The sequence below is a fragment of the Bradyrhizobium sp. SZCCHNRI20481 genome, from assembly GCF_032485055.1.
Lineage (GTDB): Bacteria > Pseudomonadota > Alphaproteobacteria > Rhizobiales > Xanthobacteraceae > Bradyrhizobium.
This window is the reverse complement of record NZ_JAUEUE010000015.1, coordinates 151497-170352: the sequence shown is the minus strand read 5'-3', so window position 1 is coordinate 170352 and position 18856 is coordinate 151497. Positions and strand designations below refer to the sequence as shown.

At 65.6% G+C, this 18856-nt stretch carries 15 protein-coding genes; 4 read left to right on the top strand and 11 right to left on the bottom strand.

Features of this window, described 5'->3' with window-relative positions; all coding sequences use genetic code 11:
- Nucleotides 1-43 precede the first annotated feature (43 nt).
- Nucleotides 44-1027, top strand: a complete 984-nt coding sequence (locus QX132_RS24235) for a tyrosine recombinase XerC (RefSeq protein WP_316163085.1) — start codon at nt 44-46, stop codon at nt 1025-1027.
- A gap of 81 nt (nt 1028-1108) precedes the next feature.
- Nucleotides 1109-1699 carry a DUF4337 domain-containing protein gene (locus tag QX132_RS24230; RefSeq protein ID WP_316163070.1) on the top strand — a complete coding sequence of 197 codons (591 nt, stop codon included), beginning with the start codon at nt 1109-1111 and terminating at the stop codon, nt 1697-1699.
- Between the two features lie 41 nt (nt 1700-1740).
- On the opposite strand, the gene QX132_RS24225 is transcribed toward QX132_RS24230, so the two are convergent.
- The 11 genes from QX132_RS24225 to QX132_RS24175 all read right to left on the bottom strand — a co-directional run bounded on the left by QX132_RS24225 (nt 1741) and on the right by QX132_RS24175 (nt 15343).
- Nucleotides 1741-2271, bottom strand: coding sequence for a hypothetical protein (locus tag QX132_RS24225; RefSeq protein WP_315740714.1), 531 nt, complete (start codon nt 2269-2271; stop codon nt 1741-1743).
- A gap of 129 nt (nt 2272-2400) precedes the next feature.
- Entirely contained in the window at nt 2401-3804 is a 1404-nt protein-coding gene (lpdA, locus tag QX132_RS24220; RefSeq protein WP_315740713.1) for a dihydrolipoyl dehydrogenase, read from the bottom strand.
- Between the two features lie 44 nt (nt 3805-3848).
- Complete coding sequence (locus tag QX132_RS24215; RefSeq protein ID WP_315770549.1) at nt 3849-4595, bottom strand: SDR family oxidoreductase; 747 nt, start codon at nt 4593-4595, stop codon at nt 3849-3851.
- Nucleotides 4596-4660: 65 nt separating this feature from the next.
- Entirely contained in the window at nt 4661-5899 is a 1239-nt protein-coding gene (odhB, locus tag QX132_RS24210; RefSeq protein ID WP_315740710.1) for a 2-oxoglutarate dehydrogenase complex dihydrolipoyllysine-residue succinyltransferase, read from the bottom strand.
- Between the two features lie 138 nt (nt 5900-6037).
- Nucleotides 6038-8995 carry a 2-oxoglutarate dehydrogenase E1 component gene (locus tag QX132_RS24205; protein ID WP_315770551.1) on the bottom strand — a complete coding sequence of 986 codons (2958 nt, stop codon included), beginning with the start codon at nt 8993-8995 and terminating at the stop codon, nt 6038-6040.
- 139 nt (nt 8996-9134) lie between these two features.
- Nucleotides 9135-10019 carry a succinate--CoA ligase subunit alpha gene (gene sucD / locus QX132_RS24200; protein ID WP_316163069.1) on the bottom strand — a complete coding sequence of 295 codons (885 nt, stop codon included), beginning with the start codon at nt 10017-10019 and terminating at the stop codon, nt 9135-9137.
- A 55-nt stretch (nt 10020-10074) separates the two neighbouring features.
- Nucleotides 10075-11271 (bottom strand): ADP-forming succinate--CoA ligase subunit beta, encoded by a 1197-nt coding sequence (gene sucC, locus QX132_RS24195; RefSeq protein ID WP_315740707.1) that lies wholly within the window; start codon nt 11269-11271, stop codon nt 10075-10077.
- Between the two features lie 127 nt (nt 11272-11398).
- Nucleotides 11399-12367 (bottom strand): malate dehydrogenase, encoded by a 969-nt coding sequence (mdh, locus tag QX132_RS24190; protein WP_009031546.1) that lies wholly within the window; start codon nt 12365-12367, stop codon nt 11399-11401.
- A 226-nt stretch (nt 12368-12593) separates the two neighbouring features.
- A complete protein-coding gene (zapE, locus tag QX132_RS24185; protein ID WP_315770553.1) occupies nt 12594-13775 on the bottom strand; it encodes a cell division protein ZapE in 1182 nt (393 codons plus the stop codon).
- A 191-nt stretch (nt 13776-13966) separates the two neighbouring features.
- The gene (gene thpR, locus QX132_RS24180) at nt 13967-14506 is read right to left on the bottom strand and encodes an RNA 2',3'-cyclic phosphodiesterase (RefSeq protein WP_315740705.1); all 540 of its coding nucleotides are present in this window, start codon (nt 14504-14506) and stop codon (nt 13967-13969) included.
- A 204-nt stretch (nt 14507-14710) separates the two neighbouring features.
- Entirely contained in the window at nt 14711-15343 is a 633-nt protein-coding gene (locus QX132_RS24175) for an arylesterase (RefSeq protein ID WP_315781752.1), read from the bottom strand.
- A gap of 55 nt (nt 15344-15398) precedes the next feature.
- Here QX132_RS24175 and QX132_RS24170 point away from each other — a divergent pair, with 55 nt between their 5' ends.
- A complete protein-coding gene (locus QX132_RS24170; RefSeq protein WP_315757140.1) occupies nt 15399-16136 on the top strand; it encodes an ABC transporter ATP-binding protein in 738 nt (245 codons plus the stop codon).
- Nucleotides 16133-18703 carry an ABC transporter permease gene (locus QX132_RS24165; RefSeq protein ID WP_316163068.1) on the top strand — a complete coding sequence of 857 codons (2571 nt, stop codon included), beginning with the start codon at nt 16133-16135 and terminating at the stop codon, nt 18701-18703. Before QX132_RS24170 ends, QX132_RS24165 begins: the two co-directional genes overlap by 4 nt.
- Nucleotides 18704-18856 lie beyond the last annotated feature (153 nt).

Sequence of the window (18856 nt, the reverse complement as noted above, 5' to 3'; positions counted from 1 at the left end):
TGCGATATACATGACTCGACGAGACGAGATCGAGCTGTTCGCGATGGCTGCGACCACGACATCAGCGGCGGAGAAGCCCGAGCAAACCGACCTCCTCGGCGCCGACGAAGGCGTCATCCAGGTCATGATGCAGTGGCTGGCGCATCTGCGCAGCGAGCGCCGGCTGTCGCCGAAGACGGTCGAGGCCTATGCCCGTGACCTGCGGCAATGCCTGCAATTCCTCTGCACCCATTGGGGCGAGCCGGTGACGCTGGCGCGCTTCGCTGCGCTGGAGGCGGCCGATATCCGCGCTTTCATGGCGATGCGCCGCGCCGACGACATCGCCGGACGCTCCCTGATGCGAACCTTGGCGGGCCTGCGCTCGTTCGGCCGCTTCCTCGAGCGCGAGGGCAAGGGCAAGGTCGGCGCACTCTCCGGAATCCGCGCGCCAAAGATCGCCAAGAGCCTGCCCAAGCCGCTGCCGATGGATGCCGCCAAGCGGCTCGCCGATGCCGACGAGCGCGCCGGCGAGACCCGGGAGACCTGGGTGCTGGCGCGCGACGCCGCTGTGATGGCCCTGCTCTACGGCTCGGGCCTGCGCATCTCCGAAGCGCTCGGCCTCAAGCGCCGCGAGGTGCCACGGCCGGGCGAAGGCGACGTGCTGGTCGTGACCGGCAAGGGCAACAAGACCCGCATGGTGCCGGTGCTGCAGAACGTGCTGCAGCTGATCGACGACTACGCCAAGCTCTGTCCCTATCCGCTGCCCGCGGAGGGACCGATGTTCCTCGGCGCCAAGGGCGGCCCGCTGAGCCCACGAATCATTCAGCTCGCCATGGAGCGGCTGCGCGGCGCGCTCGGCCTGCCCGACAGCGCCACGCCGCACGCGCTGCGCCATTCCTTCGCGACGCACCTGCTGTCGCGCGGCGGCGATCTGCGCGCCATCCAGGAGCTGCTCGGCCACGCCTCGCTGTCGACCACCCAGGTCTATACCGGCATCGATTCGGAGCGGCTGCTGCAGGTCTACGCGTCGGCGCATCCGCGGCGGTGACACCGTTCCGTCACATCGTTTCCCTTGCGCGACCACCGAGCTTCCGGCAATCGTTCTCGCGCTTGATCCGGAGGGGAACAGATGAGCGCACATGAGAGCATGGAGCATGCGGAGCATGCCGAGCACGCGTCGGGCGAAAACAAGAAGATCGCGCTGCTGATCGCCGTCATCGCCCTGTTCCTGGCGCTGTCGGAAACGCTCGGCAAGGGCGCGCAGACCGAATCGATCAGCAAGAACGTCGAGGCCTCCAACCTCTGGGCCTTCTTCCAGGCCAAGACCGTGCGCCGCACCGTGGTGCAGACCGCCGCCGAGCAGGGCAAGCTGAACCTGCCGGCGCTGCCGGACGAGGCGGCCAAGGCGGCGTTGCAGAAGCAGATCGACGACTGGCAGAAGAATGCCGCCCGTTACCGCTCAGAGCCGGAGACCGGCGAAGGCAGCGAGCAGCTGGCCGAACGCGCCAAGCATGCCGAGCACGAGCGCGACCTCGCCACCGCAAAGTACCACCACTATGAGCTCGCGTCGGCCGCCTTCCAGATCGGCATCGTGCTGGCGTCAGCGACGATCATCACGGGCATGCTCGTGCTGGCCTGGGCGTCCGGAGGGCTCGCGCTGATCGGTATTGCCATGACGTTGCTCGGCCTGTTCCAGCCACATCTCTTGCATCTGCACTGAGGTCAGCGACAGCAACTGGCTTTGCGACGTGGCGACCACCACTACCGCGCCTGCTGCACGCTCCTGCGGAAGCGCATGATCACGCGCAGCACGCGCGATGACCAGCCATCGGCATTGCCGCGGATGATCTCGCGGATGCGCTGCTTGATCGGATCGACCAGCGCCGCGGCTTTCCTGCGCAGCGCGAGCACGGCCTCGTAGAGCCACGCGAACCAGGACATCTGCAGCAGCTTGCTGCGCGTCACATCGAAGATGAAGGCGGTGACGCCGACGCCGACGATCTTGCCGAACACGATCGTGGCCAGCGCAAACTTCCACTGCTGGTGCATCAGCAGCCACATGCCGATCAGCTTGAGCGGAAACAGCAGCACGACCGGCACGACGAAGACGATCAGGGTCAGCGCCGGCGACAGCGTCTCAATGCGCCCGGCCAGCCAGTGCTTGAAACTACGCAGCGGTATCGCGGCGACAATGCGCGCCACGATCGGCTCGAGATGGTCCCACAGCCAGGCCTCGATCAGGAAGATGATCGCAAGCAGAACCCAGAACGGCTGAAGCAGGCGGCGCAGCATCGGACTCCATCTCCGCCAGGCCCCGCGGGTTGAGGCCGCTATGACGATACGACCTCGCGCCTTGCCGTTCGGTTCAGCGTCACCAGCGGGCGTTTTGTCGCACCCACCGAAGACGTCTCCGGGCGTCCATCACATATGGATGGCCCGCTTGCCCACCGCAAGCGCGGCTTCCTTGACGGCCTCCGACCGCGTCGGATGCGCGTGGCAGGTGCGCGCGAGATCCTCGGCAGAGCCACCGAACTCCATCAATACGGCGGCCTCGTGAATGATTTCCCCGGCCTCGCGGCCGATGATATGGGCGCCGAGCACGCGATCCGTCTTCGCATCCGCAAGGATCTTCACGAAGCCGTCAGTGGTCTGATTGACCTTGGAACGACCGTTCGCGGTAAACGGAAACTTGCCGACGGTATAGGCGACGCCCGCCTGCTTCAGCTCGTCCTCGGTCTTGCCGACGGACGCGACTTCCGGCGTCGTGTAAACGACGCCGGGAATGACGTCGTAGTTCACATGGCCGGCCTGTCCGGCGATGATCTCGGCGACCGCAACACCCTCGTCCTCGGCCTTGTGCGCGAGCATGGGCCCGGCGACGACGTCGCCGATGGCATAGACGCCCGGCACGCTGGTCGCGAAATGGTGATCGATCTGGACGCGGCCGCGATTGTCGAGCACCACGCCGGCCTCCTGCAGGCCAAGACCGTCGGTGTAGGGCACGCGCCCGATCGCCACCAGCACGACATCGGCTTCGATCTTTTCAGCCGCTCCGCCCGCGGCGGGCTCGATGGTCGCCGAGAGCGTAGCCCCGGACGTATCGACGCCGGTCACCTTGGCGCCGAGCTTGAACGCAAAGCCCTGCTTCTCGAGAATGCGCTGAAACTGTTTCGCGATCTCGCCATCCATGCCGGGCAGGATGCGGTCGAGGAATTCGACCACGGTGACCTTGGCGCCGAGGCGGCGCCACACCGAGCCGAGCTCGAGCCCGATCACGCCGGCGCCGACCACCAGCAGCCTCGAAGGCACTTTCTCCAGCGACAGCGCGCCGGTCGAGGAGACGATGCGCGTCTCGTCGATCTCGATGCCCTTCAGGCGCGCAATGTCCGAGCCGGTCGCGATCACGATGTTCTTGGTCTCGACGGTCTGCACCGCGCCGTCATTGCCGGTCACCTGCAGCTTGCCTGTGCCGAGGATTTTGCCCTTGCCCACGAGCACGTCGATCTTGTTCTTCTTCATCAGGAACTCGACGCCCTTGACGTTGCCGTCGATGCCCTGCTGCTTGAAGTTCATCATCGCCGGCAGATCGAGCTCGGGCTGCGACACCTTGACGCCCATCTTGGCGAAGGAGTGCCCGGCCTCCTCGAACAGCTCGGAGGCGTGCAGCAGCGCCTTCGACGGCATGCAGCCAACGTTGAGGCAGGTGCCGCCGAGGGTCGCGTTCTTCTCGACTACGGCCACCTTCATGCCGAGCTGCGCCGCGCGGATGGCGCAGACATACCCACCGGGTCCGGTGCCGATGACGACGAGATCGTAAGATGCCATGATCGAATGTTCCGTAAGCTTGCAGTCAAAGATGACGACGGTCGTCAGCGTCCGCCCGACACGTCGAGAATGGCCGAAGTGACATAGGAGGCCTCGTCCGACAGCAGCCAGACGATGGCATTGGCGACTTCCTCCGCGGTGCCGACGCGCTTCATCGGCACCATGGGGGCAAGGCGGTGGGCGCGATCGGGCTCGCCGCCGGCGGCATGGATCTCGGTGTCGATCAGGCCCGGGCGGATCGCGGCGACGCGGATGCCTTCGTTCGCGACCTCGTGACCGAGGCCGACGGTGAAGGAATCGATCGCCCCTTTCGAGGCGGCGTAGTCGACATAGGTGTTGGGCGAGCCGAGCCTGGCCGCGACCGACGACAAATTGATGATGACGCCGCCCTGACCACCATGCCGCGTCGACATCCGCTTCACGGCCTCACGTGCGCACAGGATGCTGCCGGTGACGTTGACCGCCATCAATCGCTCGATGCGCTCCGCGCTCATCTCGTCGACGCGCGTGGTGGGGCCGACGATGCCAGCGTTGTTGATGAGAGCGCCGAGGGTACCGAACTTGTCGGCCGCCTTGAACAGAGCGAGGATGTCGTGCTCGCGGCCGACGTCGCATTTGACCGCGATGGCCTTGCCGTTCTTGGCCTCGATCGCGGCCACCGTGCTCTGCGCCGCCGCCTCGTTGGAGGCGTAGCCGACCACGATCTTGAAGCCGCGCGATGCGGCCGCAATGGCGGTGGCGCGGCCGATGCCGCGGCTGCCGCCGGTGATCACTGCAACTCGATCGGTCATGATGGCCCCCGTTAGGTTTGAGGCGCGCTTTCGGCGCGCCTCTCGAGCATCAGATATGACGTTGCTCAGAGATCCAGCACGAGCCGCGCCGGATCCTCCAGGCTCTCCTTGACGCGCACCAGGAAGGTCACCGCCTCCTTGCCGTCGATGACGCGGTGATCGTAGGACAGCGCGAGATACATCATCGGGCGGACCTCGATCTTGCCGGCAACCACGACGGGGCGCTCCTGGATCTTGTGCATGCCGAGGATGCCGGACTGCGGCGCGTTCAGGATCGGGGTCGACATCAGCGAGCCGTAGATGCCGCCATTGGTGATCGTGAAGGTGCCGCCCTGCATCTCGTCGATCTTGAGCTGGCCGTCACGGGCGCGGCGGCCGAAATCGGCGATGCCCTTCTCGATGTCGGCGATCGACTTGTGGTCACAGTCGCGCACGACCGGCACGACCAGGCCCTTGTCGGTGCCGACGGCGACGCCGATGTGATAGTAGTTCTTGTAGATCAGGTCCGAGCCGTCGATCTCGGCGTTGACCGCCGGAATGTCCTTCAGCGCCTGCACCACCGCCTTGGTGAAGAAGCCCATGAAGCCGAGCTTCGAGCCGTGCTTCTTCTCGAACACGTCCTTGTACTGGCTGCGCAGCGCCATCACGTTGGTCATGTCGACCTCGTTGAAGGTCGTGAGCATGGCCGCGGTGTTCTGGACGTCCTTGAGGCGGCGCGCGATGGTCTGGCGCAGCCGGGTCATCTTCACGCGCTCCTCGCGCGCCGCATCGTCAGCGGGCGACGGCGCACGCACCTGCACGGCGGCGGCCGGCTGATTGACCGGAGTCGGCGCCGAGGCGGCGCGCTCGATCGCGGCCAGCATGTCGCCCTTGGTGACGCGGCCGTCCTTGCCCGATCCGGGCACGGTGGTGGCATCGACGCCGCTCTCGGCCGAGAGCTTGCGCACCGACGGGGCCTGCGGCGTATCGGCTGGCAGCGCCTTGGCCGGCGCAGGTGCCGCAGCCGGCGGCGCGGAGGCAGCGGGCTTTGCCGGAGCCGGAGCAGCAGCGGCCGGCTTGGCAGCCGCCGCGCCATCGGTGATCTGGCCGAGCAGCGCGCCGACGGCGACCGTCTCACCATCCTTGGCGATGATCTCGCCCAAGGTGCCGGCCGACGGCGCGGGCACCTCGATCGTGACCTTGTCGGTCTCGAGTTCGACGAGGGGCTCGTCGACGGCAACCGCGTCGCCAGCCTTCTTGAACCAGCGGCCGATGGTGGCTTCGGTGACGGATTCACCCAGCGTCGGAACGCGAATTTCAGTCATGGTCTTTTATCCTCAATAACCCGTGCGGCCATAAAGTCCGTCCGCCATCGCCTTGCGGCGAGCAAGCGATGCGGGACGGACGATCAACGCGATGTACTTGCGCCCCGCATGGCTTGCGGGGCGCCTCTATAGGCAGGTTCAGTTCAGGGCTTCGTCGAGCAGCGCCTTCAGTTGCGCAAGATGCTTCGACATCAGGCCCGTGGCGGTGGCCGCCGACGCGGCGCGGCCGGCATAGCGCGGACGCTTGCTCTTGCCGCCGGTCTGGTTCAGCACCCATTCGATATACGGCTCGATGAAATGCCAGGCGCCCATGTTGCGGGGCTCTTCCTGACACCACACCACTTCGGCGTTCTTGAAGCGGCTGAGCTCGGCGACCAGCGCCTTGAGCGGCACCGGGTAAAGCTGCTCGACGCGCATCAGATAGACGTCGTTGAGCCCGCGCTTCTCGCGCTCGTCATACAGGTCGTAATAGACCTTACCCGAGCACAGCACGATGCGGCGGATCTGATCGTCCGGCACCAGCTTGGTCTTGTCGTCCGCCTGCATCTGGGCGTCATCGTACAGGATGCGGTGGAAGGTCGTTCCCTTGGCCAGCTCCTCGAGCCGCGACACCGCGCGCTTGTGGCGCAGCAGCGACTTCGGCGTCATCACGATCAGCGGCTTGCGGATCTCGCGATGCAGCTGGCGACGCATCACATGGAAGTAGTTCGCCGGCGTGGTCGGATAGACCACCTGCATGTTGTCCTCGGCGCACATCTGCAGATAGCGCTCAAGGCGGGCCGACGAATGCTCGGGGCCCTGGCCCTCATAGCCATGCGGCAGCAGGCAGACGAGGCCGGACATGCGCAGCCATTTGCGCTCACCCGACGAGATGAACTGGTCGAACAGCACCTGGGCGCCGTTGGCGAAATCGCCGAACTGCGCCTCCCACAGCGTCAGCGCAGTGGGCTCGGCAAGCGAGTAGCCGTATTCGAAGCCGAGCACCGCCTCTTCCGAGAGCAGCGAGTTGATGACCTCGAAATGGCCCTGCTCCGGCGCCAGATGGTTGAACGGCGTGTAGCGGCTCTCGTCCTCCTGGTCGATCAAGACCGAGTGACGTTGCGAGAAGGTGCCGCGTTCGCTGTCCTGGCCGGACAGACGAACCTTGTGGCCTTCCAGGAGCAGCGAGCAGAACGCCAGCGCCTCGCCGGTCGCCCAGTCGATCCCGATGCCGCTGTCGATCGCCTTGGCGCGGTTCTCGAGGAAGCGCTGGATCGTGCGGTGCAGGCGGAAGCCGTCCGGCACCTTGGTGATCTTGCGGCCGATCTCCTTGAGACGGTCGAGCTCGACGCCGGTCACGCCGCGGCGCGCTTCTTCTTCCTGGTCGGCAGACTTGAACCCTGCCCACTTGCCGTCGAGCCAGTCGGCCTTGTTGGGACGATAGGAGGTGCCGGCCTCGAACTCGGCGTCGAGACGGGCGCGCCAGTCGGCCTTGGCCTTGTCGACCTCGCCCTCGGTCATGACGCCTTCGGCGACCAGGCGCTTGGAGTAGATCTCCAGGGTCGACGGATGACCGGCGATCTTCTTGTACATCACCGGCTGGGTGAAAGCCGGCTCGTCACCCTCGTTGTGGCCATGCCTGCGGTAGCAGAACATGTCGATGACGACCGGCTTGTGGAACTTCTGCCGGAACTCGGTCGCGACCTTGGCCGCGAACACCACCGCCTCCGGATCGTCGCCGTTCACATGGAAGATCGGCGCGTCGATCATCTTGGCGACGTCGGACGGATAGGGCGACGAGCGCGAATAGCGCGGATAGGTCGTGAAGCCGATCTGGTTGTTGACGATGAAATGAATCGAGCCACCGGTCCGGTAGCCCTTCAGGTCGGAGAGCGCGAAGCACTCCGCCACGACGCCCTGGCCGGCGAACGCCGCGTCGCCATGCATCAGCAGCGGCAGCACCGAGATGCGCATGTCCGGCGGATCGCCGTGCTGATCCTGCTTGGCGCGGACCTTGCCGAGCACCACGGGGTCGACGATCTCGAGATGCGACGGGTTGGCAGTCAGCGACAGATGGATCCGGTTGCCGTCGAACTCGCGGTCTGAGGAGGCGCCGAGGTGGTACTTGACGTCGCCGGAGCCTTCGACCGCGTCGGGATTGGCCGAGCCGCCCTTGAACTCGTGGAACAACGCCCGGTGCGCCTTGCCCATGACCTGGGTCAGCACGTTCAGGCGGCCGCGATGCGGCATGCCGAGCACGATCTCCTTCACGCCGAGATTGCCGCCGCGCTTGATGATCTGCTCCAGCGCCGGGATCAGCGACTCGCCGCCGTCGAGACCGAAGCGCTTGGTGCCGGTGAACTTGACGTCGCAGAACTTCTCGAAGCCTTCGGATTCGATCAGCTTCTGCAGGATGGCGCGACGGCCCTCGCGGGTGAACGAGATCTCCTTGTCCGGCCCCTCGATGCGCTCCTGGATCCAGGCCTTCTGCGCCGCATTCGTGATGTGCATGAACTCGACGCCGAGCGTCTGGCAATAGGTGCGCTCGCAGATCGCGACGATCTCGCGCAGGGAGCCGTATTCGAGGCCCAGCACGTGATCGAGGAAGATTTTGCGGTCGAAATCGGCCTCGGTGAAGCCGTAGGAGCGCGGGTCGAGCTCTTCGCGGTTGCGCGGCGCCTCGATGCCGAGCGGATCGAGCTTGGCGTGGAAGTGGCCGCGCATGCGGTAGGCGCGGATCAGCATCAACGCACGGACGGAGTCGCGGGTGGCCTGGTTGACGTCGGCCAGCGACAGTTCGACGCCCTTGGTCTGCGCCTTCTGCGCAATCTTCTCGCCGACCTTCTTCTCGACCACCGCCCAGTTGCCGTCGAGCGCCGAGGTCAGCTCGTCGCGCGGGGCCACCGGCCAGTTGCTGCGCGCCCAGGAGGGACCCGACGCATTCTTCTGCACGTCGGTCGGCGCATCCTTCAGGCTCTTGAAGAATTCCTGCCACTCGGGATCGACCGAGGCGGGATCCTTCTCGTAGCGGGCGTAGATCTCATCGATGTAGGTGGCATTGGTGCCCTGCAGAAAAGACGACAGGGCGAAGGCGGCGTTCGCGTCTTGGCGAGACATGGTGGCGTCCTGGTAATTTCGATGCGCCCAATCAAAACGGCGCAATGCCTGACCCGCTGACAAAGCGGATCAGGCTCCGGTTAGGACCGTCTACCTTATTTATTGTAAATATTCGCGCCGAAAAGCACTAAGCCCTGAATCAGGATTTCAACTTTTCGACAAGCGTCTTGCCGAGCCGTGCGGGCGACGGAGACACTGTAATACCAGCAGCTTCCATCGCGGCCGTCTTCGAGCCGGCATCGCCCTTGCCGCCCGAGATGATCGCGCCGGCATGACCCATGCGACGGCCGGGAGGGGCGGTGACACCGGCAATGAATCCCACCATCGGTTTCTTGCGGCCGCGCTTGGCTTCGTCCTTGATGAACTGCGCCGCGTCCTCCTCGGCCGAGCCGCCGATCTCACCGATCATGATGATCGAGGTCGTCTTCGGGTCAGCCAGGAACATCTCCAGCATGTCGATGAACTCGGTGCCCTTGACCGGGTCGCCGCCGATGCCGACCGCGGTGGTCTGGCCCAGGCCTTCCGAGGTGGTCTGGAACACCGCTTCATAGGTCAGGGTGCCGGAGCGCGACACGATGCCGACGGAGCCGGGCTTGAAGATGTTGGCCGGCATGATGCCGATCTTGCACTCGCCGGCGGTCATGACGCCCGGGCAGTTCGGCCCGATCAGGCGCGACTTGGAGCCCTGCAGCGAGCGCTTGACCCTGACCATGTCGAGCACCGGGATACCCTCGGTGATGCAGACGATCAGCGGGATCTCGGCGTCGATCGCCTCGCAGATCGCATCCGCTGCGCCCGGAGGCGGAACGTAGATCACCGAGGCATCGGCGCCGGTGGCCTCGCGGGCCTCCTTGACGGTGTCGAACACCGGCAGGCCGAGATGGGTGGAGCCGCCTTTGCCCGGCGAGGTGCCGCCGACCATCTTGGTGCCATAGGCGATCGCCGCCTCGGAGTGGAAGGTGCCGTTCTTGCCGGTGAAGCCCTGGCAGATGACCTTGGTGTTCTTGTCGATGAGGATGGACATCGTGCTTTCTCTAAAAGCGTTGCGGTGAGGAGTGAGCGAGCGCCTGAAACGGCGCTCAGCCTCCCTTGACGGCCTTGACGATCTTCTGCGCGGCGTCGTCGAGATTGTCGGCGGGCAGCACGTTCAGACCGGACTCGCTGATGATCTTCTTGCCGAGATCGACATTGGTGCCTTCGAGGCGCACCACCAGCGGCACCTTCAGACCCACTTCCTTGACCGCGGCCACCACGCCCTCGGCGATGACATCGCACTTCATGATGCCGCCGAAGATGTTGACCAGGATGCCCTTCACGTTCGGGTCGGCGGTGATGATCTTGAACGCCGCCGCGACCTTCTCCTTGCTGGCGCCGCCGCCGACGTCGAGGAAGTTGGCGGGCTCCATGCCGTAGAGCTTGATGATGTCCATCGTCGCCATGGCGAGGCCGGCGCCGTTGACCATGCAGCCGATGGTGCCGTCGAGCGCGACGTAGTTGAGGTCGTACTTCGAGGCCTCGATCTCCTTGGCGTCCTCCTCGGTCTCGTCGCGCAGCGCGACGACCTCGGGATGCTTGAACAGCGCGTTGGAGTCGAACGACACCTTGGCGTCGAGCACGCGGAGCTGGCCCTGCTTGGTGACGACCAGCGGGTTGATCTCGAGCATCGCCATGTCCTTGGCGACGAACGCATTGTAGAGCTGGGTGGTGAGCTTCTCGGCCTGCTTGGCGAGATCGCCGGAGAGCTTCAGCGCCTTGGCGACGGCACGGCCGTGATGCGGCATGACGCCGGTGGCCGGGTCGACCGAGAAGGTGACGATCTTTTCAGGGGTCTCGTGAGCGACGTCCTCGATGTTGACGCCGCCTTCGGTCGACACGACGAAGGCGACCTTCGAGGTCTCGCGGTCGACCAGCAGCGACAGATAGAACTCCTTGTCGATATCCGAGCCGTCCTCGATGTAGAGGCGGTTGACCTGCTTGCCGTCGGGGCCGGTCTGCACCGTCACCAGCGTCGCGCCCAGCATCTGCTTGGCGAAAGTGTTGACCTCGTCGATCGACTTGGCGAGGCGGACGCCGCCCTTGTCGCCGGCCGAGGCCTCCTTGAACTTGCCCTTGCCACGGCCACCGGCGTGGATCTGGCTCTTCACGACCCAGACCGGGCCGCCGAGCGTCTTCGCCGCCGCATCCGCGTCCTCCGGACGGAGAACCGGCACGCCCTTGGAAATCGGCACGCCGAACTCGTGCAGCAGTGCCTTGGCCTGATATTCGTGAATGTTCATAAGCGCTTGCTCCCCGAACCCGCGATGGGGTGACGACCAGAATTGTTGTTAGGATGTCTGGTATACCATATACCAAACATCCTGCAACTCGATGTGGGCGAGATTACGCCCCGTGAATGACCCCTGATCAGCGGCCGAGCAGGTCGGGCGCGATCTTCTTGCAGGCGTCGACGAGGCCCTGCACGGCGGCGACCGACTTGTCGAACGCCTCGCGGTCCTTGCCCGCGAGCTCGATCTCGACGATGCGCTCGACACCCTTGGAGCCGATCACGACGGGCACGCCGACATACATGTCCTTGACGCCGAACTCGCCGTTGAGATGCGCCGCGCAGGGCAGCACGCGCTTCTTGTCGCGCAGATAGCTCTCGGCCATCGCGATCGCCGACGCCGCCGGCGCGTAATAGGCCGAGCCGGTCTTCAGCAGATTGACGATCTCGGCGCCGCCGTTGCGGGTGCGATCGACGATCTCGTCGATGCGGGCCTGCGACGTCCAGCCCATCTTGACCAGGTCGGGCAGCGGGATGCCGGCAACGGTCGAGTACTTGGTCAGCGGCACCATGGTGTCGCCATGACCGCCGAGCACGAAGGCGGTGACGTCCTCGACCGAGACGTTGAACTCATCGGCCAGGAAGTAGCGGAAACGCGCCGAGTCGAGCACGCCGGCCATGCCGACGACCTTCTTGGCCGGGAGACCGGAGGCCTTCTGCAGCGCCCAGACCATCGCGTCGAGCGGGTTGGTGATGCAGATGACGAAGGCGTCCGGGGCGTACTTCTTGATGCCGGCGCCGACCTGCTCCATCACCTTGAGGTTGATCGACAGCAGATCGTCGCGGCTCATACCGGGCTTGCGCGGCACGCCGGCGGTAACGATGCACACCTTGGCGTTGTCGAGCGCCTCATAGGAGTTGGCGCCGGTGTAGTGCGCGTCGAAGCCGTCGACCGGCGACGACTGGGCGATGTCGAGCGCCTTGCCCTGCGGAACGCCTTCGGCAATGTCGAACATCACGACGTCGCCGAGCTCCTTGAGGCCAACGAGGTGAGCCAGCGTTCCGCCGATCTGACCGGAGCCAATCAAAGCAATCTTGTCGCGCGCCATGGCAAATTTTCCTTTGAACCCGAAGGAGTGAGGGAGGTTGAAAAGTCGAGTGGTGGTTATCCCTTTCGCCCGGGCCGTTCAAGTCACGCTATGGCCAATTGGCGGGCGTGCCTTGATTTCGATCAGGACCGGGCGACGGGCGCTGATGATCCTTTCAGCATGATTGACGTGGCCTTTTCGCGGCTGTGTGCCCGGCGGCAGGCGCTCGCCAAAGCTCCGGTGGTTGTCAGGTTTCGACCAACCCCGTGGAAGTCCCAGATGCCGCCGAGTCCTTCCGCCCGTGCGGCAGGGCCAGATAGGAGTCCGAGCCCATCTCGATCAGGCGCGAGGTGGTCCGCTTGAACTCCATGGCCTCCACGCCCTCGGTCGCGATGTAGAGCGAAACCGGGTCAGCCTCGGCGGAGGCGATCAGCTTCACGGCGTTGTCGTAGAGCGTATCGATCAGGGTGATGAAGCGCTTGGCGGCATTGCGCTCGGCCAGATCCATGACCGGAACATGATCGATCAGGATCGTATGATAGTCGTGCGCGAGCCGCAGATAGTCCGAGGCTGCCAGCGGCTTTCCGCACAGATCGGCAAAGCCGAAGCGGGCGACGCCGTTGGCGGAGCACGGGACATGCAGGATGCGCCCTTTGATCGTCATGTCGCGCGGCTTGCACTTGGCATGACCCGTGAGCCGCGCCCAGGCCTTGTCGAGCACCGCCCGCGCGTCGACATCGGCCGGCACCAGCCACATCTTCACGCCGGCCAGCTTCTCCAGCCGGAAATCGGTGCGCGCGTCCAGCCGCATCACGTCCATGTGGTCGGCGATCTGCTTGATGAAGGGCAGGAACAGCGCGCGGTTGAGGCCGCCTTTGTAGAGGTCTTCAGGCGCGACGTTGGAGGTCGCCACCACCACAGTGCCGAGCTCGAACAGCCTGGCGAACAGACGGCCCAGGATCATCGCGTCGGCGATGTCGGTGACATGGAATTCGTCGAAACAGAGCAGCCAGGCCTGGTCGAAGATCGCCTGCGCCGTGAGCCCGATCACATCGGCATCGGCGAGCTCGCCGCGCGCGATGTTCTGGCGGTAGCCGTAGATGCGCTCATGCACCTCGGCCATGAATTCGTGGAAATGCGCGCGGCGCTTGAGCTCAACCGGACAGTTCTGGAAGAACAGGTCCATCAGCATGGTCTTGCCGCGGCCGACCTCGCCATGGACATAGAGGCCATTCGGCGGCTCGCTCTTGTCGGCAAAAAGGCGGCCGAACAAGCCTTGCTTGCGCGAGGGCTTGTAGGTGGAGAGCCGGCGCTCCAGCGCCGCCAGCGCGTCGGCGACCTCGGCCTGGGCGGGGTCGGGCTCGATCGCACCAGTATCGACCAAAGACTGATATTGCGCGCGGAACGCGTCTGAGGGAGTGGACAGCATGAGTCCACTCTAGGTCACGAGACTTACGTAAAATGCAATCCGCAAATGGTGGAAGCCGCCATGCGTCGGAGCCGTGATGTCTTGGTATATGGCACGCAAACGCCGCCGTGATCGTTAGCCCGGGGCTAACGACGCTCGTCTTCGCTCTTGGCCTCAGCGAACGGCCGGGTTGAACGACCGCGCTGCAGACCTCATCCCGGGGAGAGATCGTAGGCGTCCTCGACCACATAGGGCCCGCCGCCGGTCGAGGCACGCGACGAAAACAGCACGAAACGCTCGGCCATAAACACGCGGCTCGGGAAATAGCCGCGGACGGAGAGATAGTCGGCGACGTCCTGGCTCGATGCATCGTGCAGCCGCGCCAGCGTGACGTGCGGCACGAATTTGCGTCCCTCGGGATCGAGCCCGATCCGCTGCATGAGCCGCTCCAGCTCGGCCTGCAGCTCGATCAGCGGCCGGCTCGGCGCGATGTTGGCAACGACGGCACGCGGCTTGCGGCCGCCGAAGCTGGAGAGACCTTGCACCGTCACTTCGAACGGCTTGCGGTTCACCCGCCAGAGCATCGAGGCGATCTCGTTGGCGGAGGCGCCGTCGATGTCACCGATGAAACGCAACGTCACATGGTAATTTTCGGGATCGATCCAGCGGGCGCCGGGGAGGCCACCCCGCAAACCGGAAAGCGTGTGGCCAACCTCGGCCGGGATTTCCAGTCCAGTAAACAGACGCGGCATCGTTTCAGGACTCCCGATGCTGGAGGCTGATCTCGAAAATTGACGAGATCATGCCTTCGAGAAATGATCGACGACGAATCGCCAATGCATAATTCCTACCGAACTTATATGACTCCGCGACGGAAGGTGGGTTAACGCCGGTAAAAGCTGCGGAAAACCCGGCCTTAAGGCTATCGCAAATGATCGGCGCAGGGCTTCGTTTCGCTATTGCCCACGAAGCGGACGCAGGAATGCTTCCGCCGTAGGCAACAGCCTGGACACGATGATGTCGACGCCCGCTGCGGTGGGGTGAATGCCGTCCGCCTGGTTCAGCTTGGGGTCAGCGGCGACACCGTCGAGCAAGAATGGATACAGCGGCACGCCGAATTCCTTGGCGAGCTCGGGATAGATCGCGTTGAATTTCGCGGCATAGTCGCTGCCGTAGTTCGGCGGCGCCAGCATGCCGCAGAGCATGACGGCGATGCCCCTGGCTTTCAGCCGGGTCACGATCTCGCTCAAAGCCTTGCGCGTCACGGCGGGATCGATGCCGCGCAGCGCGTCATTGGCGCCGAGTTCGACGACGACCGCTTCGGTCCCCTCCGGCACCGACCAGTCGAGCCGGTCGCGGCCGCCGGACGAGGTGTCCCCGGATACGCCGGCGTTGGTGAGGTCGATCGGCAGCCCCTGGGCCTGCAAGGCCTTCTGCAGCTTGGCTGGAAACGCATCTGAAGCGGACAGGCCGAGTCCCGCGCTCAAGGAATCGCCGAGAACGACCAGCTTGATCGGCTTGACGGCCTCGGCAGCGGCGAACGCGGACCCGACTGTCATCAAGGCGAGCATCAACACGAGTATGTGCACGAAGATGTGTCCGCGCCTCTCGACCCGGCTTGCGGAGTTGCCATATGACCGAGCCATGGACAGTCTCATCGAAACCTCGCGTTTGGCCGGCCTCGCGCCGGACACCATTACCATCTCGAACGTCAACCTCTCGCTCGGCACCGGCGCGGCGCGGGTCCATATCCTCAAGGACGTCAGCCTGCGGGTCGGACAGGGCGAGACGATCGGTCTGATCGGACCGTCGGGCTCTGGCAAGTCCACATTGCTGATGGTGATGGCGGGGTTGGAACGTCCTGACAGCGGTGAGGTGGTGGTCAACGGGACCGCTTTCAATGTCTTGGACGAGGACGCCCTGGCCCGGTTCCGCGGCCGCCAGGTCGGCATTGTCTTCCAGTCCTTTCATTTGATCCCGACCATGACGGCGCTGGAGAACGTCGCGGTGCCGCTCGAGCTGGCCGGCCACGCCGGCGCCGCCGAGCGCGCGGCCCGCGAGCTCGACTCGGTCGGGCTGGGCCACCGGCTGCATCACTATCCGACCCAGCTGTCGGGTGGCGAGCAGCAGCGCGTGGCGCTGGCCCGCGCCCTCGCTCCCGATCCTGCAATTCTCGTGGCCGACGAGCCGACCGGCAATCTCGACGAGACCACCGGACGGCAGATCGTCGATCTGTTGTTCACCAAGCACGCCGAGCGCGGCATGACCTTGGTGCTGGTGACCCACGACAGCAGCCTCGCGCACCGGTGCGACCGCGTCGTGCGGCTGCGCTCGGGGCGGATCGAAAGCGAGAGCGACGCCCGCGAGCCGGCTGACGCATGAGCGCCATGTCAGAACCGGTCGCGAGCGGCCGGATCGCCCTCCTGCCCGTTCGTTACGCGTTGCGCGAGCTGCGCGGCGGCTTGCGCGGCTTCTATGTCTTCATCGCCTGCATCGCGCTCGGCGTCCTCGCCATCGCTGGCGTCGGCTCGGTGGCGGCGAGCCTCAATGACGGGCTGGTCCGCGAAGGCCGCACGTTGCTCGGCGGCGACGTTGCCTTTTCGCTGTTTCAGCGCGAGGCCAAGCCGGAGGAGATCGACTTCCTGCGCTCGCGTGGACAGCTGTCGCTGGCGGCAACCCTGCGCGCGATGGTGCGCTCCAGCGACGCCAAGCTGGCCCTGGTCGAGCTGAAGGCCGTCGACAACGCCTATCCGCTGCTCGGCAAGGCCGAGCTCCAGCCCGATCTGCCGATGGCCGACATCCTGGCCGAGCGCGACGGCGTCTACGGAGCCGCAGCCGATCCGGCGCTGCTGGCCCGGCTCGACCTGAAGGTCGGCGACATCGTCACGATCGACACGGCCCGCTTCCAGATTCGCAGCGCGCTGCAGGCCGAGCCCGACAAATTGTCCGGCGGCATCGGCCTCGGGCCGCGCTTTCTGATCAGCGAGGCGGGTCTGCGGGCGACGCCGCTGCTGCAGCCGGGCAGTCTCGTGCGCTGGACCTACCGGGTCCGGCTGCCCGACAATGCCAAGGACGATCACGCCGCGGCGTCCTTCATCGCCGATACCCGCCTGACGCTGCCGTCGGCCGGATGGGAGATCCGCAGCCGCAGCAACGCCTCGCCGCAACTGGAGCGGACCATCGGCCGCTTCACCCAGTTCCTGACCCTGGTCGGTCTCGCCGCCCTGCTGGTCGGCGGCGTCGGCGTCGCCAATGCGGTCAAGAGCCATGTCGACCGCCGCACCGAGGTGATCGCGGCGTTCAAGGCGCTCGGCGCCACCAGCCGCGACGTGTTCGGCATCTACCTCGTGCAGGTGATGGTGCTCGCCACGATCGGTTCGATCATCGGACTCTGCACCGGCGCGGCCCTGCCGTTTGCCATCGTCGGGCTGTTCGGCAACATCCTGCCGCTGCCCGTGATCCCGGCTATTCATCCGGACGAGCTGGCGCTGTCCTTCGTCTATGGCCTGCTCACCGCGCTCGCGTTCGGTCTGTGGCCGCTCGGGCGCGTGCGTGACGTGCCGGTGGCGGCGTTGTTCCGCGAGGCGGTCATCGCCGAATGGCACCGGCCGCGCTGGAGCTATCTGGTGCTGATCGCGGGCACCGTCGTGCTGCTGATCGCGGTGGTGATCGGCCTGTCCTACGACAAGCGCATCGCCGCGGTGTTCGTCGCGGCCGCCGCGCTGGTGTTCGTGCTGTTGCGCGGCATTGCCGCCGCGGTGATGGCGATTGCGCGCGCCCTGCCGCGCAGCCGCTTCCCGATGCTGCGGCTGGCGGTCAGCAATATCTATCGCCCAGGCGCGCTGACACCGTCCGTAGTGCTGTCGCTCGGGCTGGGGCTCGCCGTGCTGGTCACCATCACCCAGATCGACGGCAATCTGCGACGCCAGTTCCTGGCACAACTGCCGGAGCAGGCGCCGTCGTTTTTCTTCATCGACGTCCCCTCGGGCGAGGCCGACCGCTTCCGCGGCTTCCTCAAGGACCTCGCCCCTCAATCGGCAGTCGAAGACGTACCGATGCTGCGCGGGCGCATCGTCTCCGCCCGCGGCGTGCGCGCCGAGGACCTCAAGGCGACGACGGACACCGAATGGGTGCTGCAGAGCGACCGCGGCCTGACCTATACCGCCGAGATTCCCAAGGGATCCAAGGTCGTCGAGGGCGCGTGGTGGGGCGAGAACTACAGCGGCCCGCCGCTGGTTTCGATCGAGAAGCGGATCGCCGACGGTCTCGGCCTCAAGCTCGGCGACGACATCGTGGTCAACGTGCTCGGACGCGACATCACGGCGCGGATCGGCAACATGCGCACCATCGACTGGCAGGGGCTCGGCATCAATTTCGTGCTGGTGTTCTCCCCGAATGCCTTCAAGGGCGCGCCCCACACCCATGTCGCCACCCTGACCGAGGCGCGCTCCGATGCCGTCGAGGATGCGCGCGTCATCCGCAAGGTGGCCGACGCCTTCCCGATGGTGACCAGCGTGCGGGTCCGCGAGGTGATGGAGACGGTCGGCTCGGTCGTCTCCAACCTTGCGCTCGCCATCCGCGGCGCCAGCGCGGTGACGCTGATCTCGGCCATCCTGGTGCTGGGCGGCGCGCTGGCCGCCGGCCACCGCCACCGGGTCTACGATGCCGTGATCCTGAAGACGCTGGGCGCCACCAGGCTGCGGTTGCTCGGCGCCTACGCACTGGAATATCTGATGATCGGCTTCGCCACCGCCGCCTTCGGCGTCGTCGCGGGGTCGGTCGCCGCGTGGCTGATCGTGACCCGGCTGATGACCTTGAGCTTCGCCTGGCAGGCGGGCAGCGCCGCGCTGGTCGTCCTGACCGCGCTGATCGTGACGGTCGGCCTCGGTCTGGCCGGCACCCTGCTTGCGCTCAACCAGAAGCCGGCGACGGTCCTTCGGAATCTCTAGCGGCTTGCGCGCTCATGCCGCACGGTTAACGCGATTTATACGGCTGGGACGCGCGCGGAGCGACATTCAGCCGCGCGTGGACGCTTGCGGCGGATATGCTAGTTTCCCATCTAGGGAATGGGCTCAGAGACCTGCCAAAAGATGGCGATTTTG

Bases quoted from the DNA above. Each gene is read 5' to 3' on its own strand.
- QX132_RS24235 (WP_316163085.1), top strand. From the start codon at position 44: ATGGCTGCGACCACGACATCAGCGGCGGAGAAGCCCGAGCAAACCGAC.
- QX132_RS24230 (WP_316163070.1), top strand. From the start codon at position 1,109: ATGAGCGCACATGAGAGCATGGAGCATGCGGAGCATGCCGAGCACGCG.
- QX132_RS24225 (WP_315740714.1), bottom strand. From the start codon at position 2,271: ATGCTGCGCCGCCTGCTTCAGCCGTTCTGGGTTCTGCTTGCGATCATC.
- lpdA (WP_315740713.1), bottom strand. From the start codon at position 3,804: ATGGCATCTTACGATCTCGTCGTCATCGGCACCGGACCCGGTGGGTAT.
- QX132_RS24215 (WP_315770549.1), bottom strand. From the start codon at position 4,595: ATGACCGATCGAGTTGCAGTGATCACCGGCGGCAGCCGCGGCATCGGC.
- odhB (WP_315740710.1), bottom strand. From the start codon at position 5,899: ATGACTGAAATTCGCGTTCCGACGCTGGGTGAATCCGTCACCGAAGCC.
- QX132_RS24205 (WP_315770551.1), bottom strand. From the start codon at position 8,995: ATGTCTCGCCAAGACGCGAACGCCGCCTTCGCCCTGTCGTCTTTTCTG.
- sucD (WP_316163069.1), bottom strand. From the start codon at position 10,019: ATGTCCATCCTCATCGACAAGAACACCAAGGTCATCTGCCAGGGCTTC.
- sucC (WP_315740707.1), bottom strand. From the start codon at position 11,271: ATGAACATTCACGAATATCAGGCCAAGGCACTGCTGCACGAGTTCGGC.
- mdh (WP_009031546.1), bottom strand. From the start codon at position 12,367: ATGGCGCGCGACAAGATTGCTTTGATTGGCTCCGGTCAGATCGGCGGA.
- zapE (WP_315770553.1), bottom strand. From the start codon at position 13,775: ATGCTGTCCACTCCCTCAGACGCGTTCCGCGCGCAATATCAGTCTTTG.
- thpR (WP_315740705.1), bottom strand. From the start codon at position 14,506: ATGCCGCGTCTGTTTACTGGACTGGAAATCCCGGCCGAGGTTGGCCAC.
- QX132_RS24170 (WP_315757140.1), top strand. From the start codon at position 15,399: ATGGACAGTCTCATCGAAACCTCGCGTTTGGCCGGCCTCGCGCCGGAC.
- QX132_RS24165 (WP_316163068.1), top strand. From the start codon at position 16,133: ATGAGCGCCATGTCAGAACCGGTCGCGAGCGGCCGGATCGCCCTCCTG.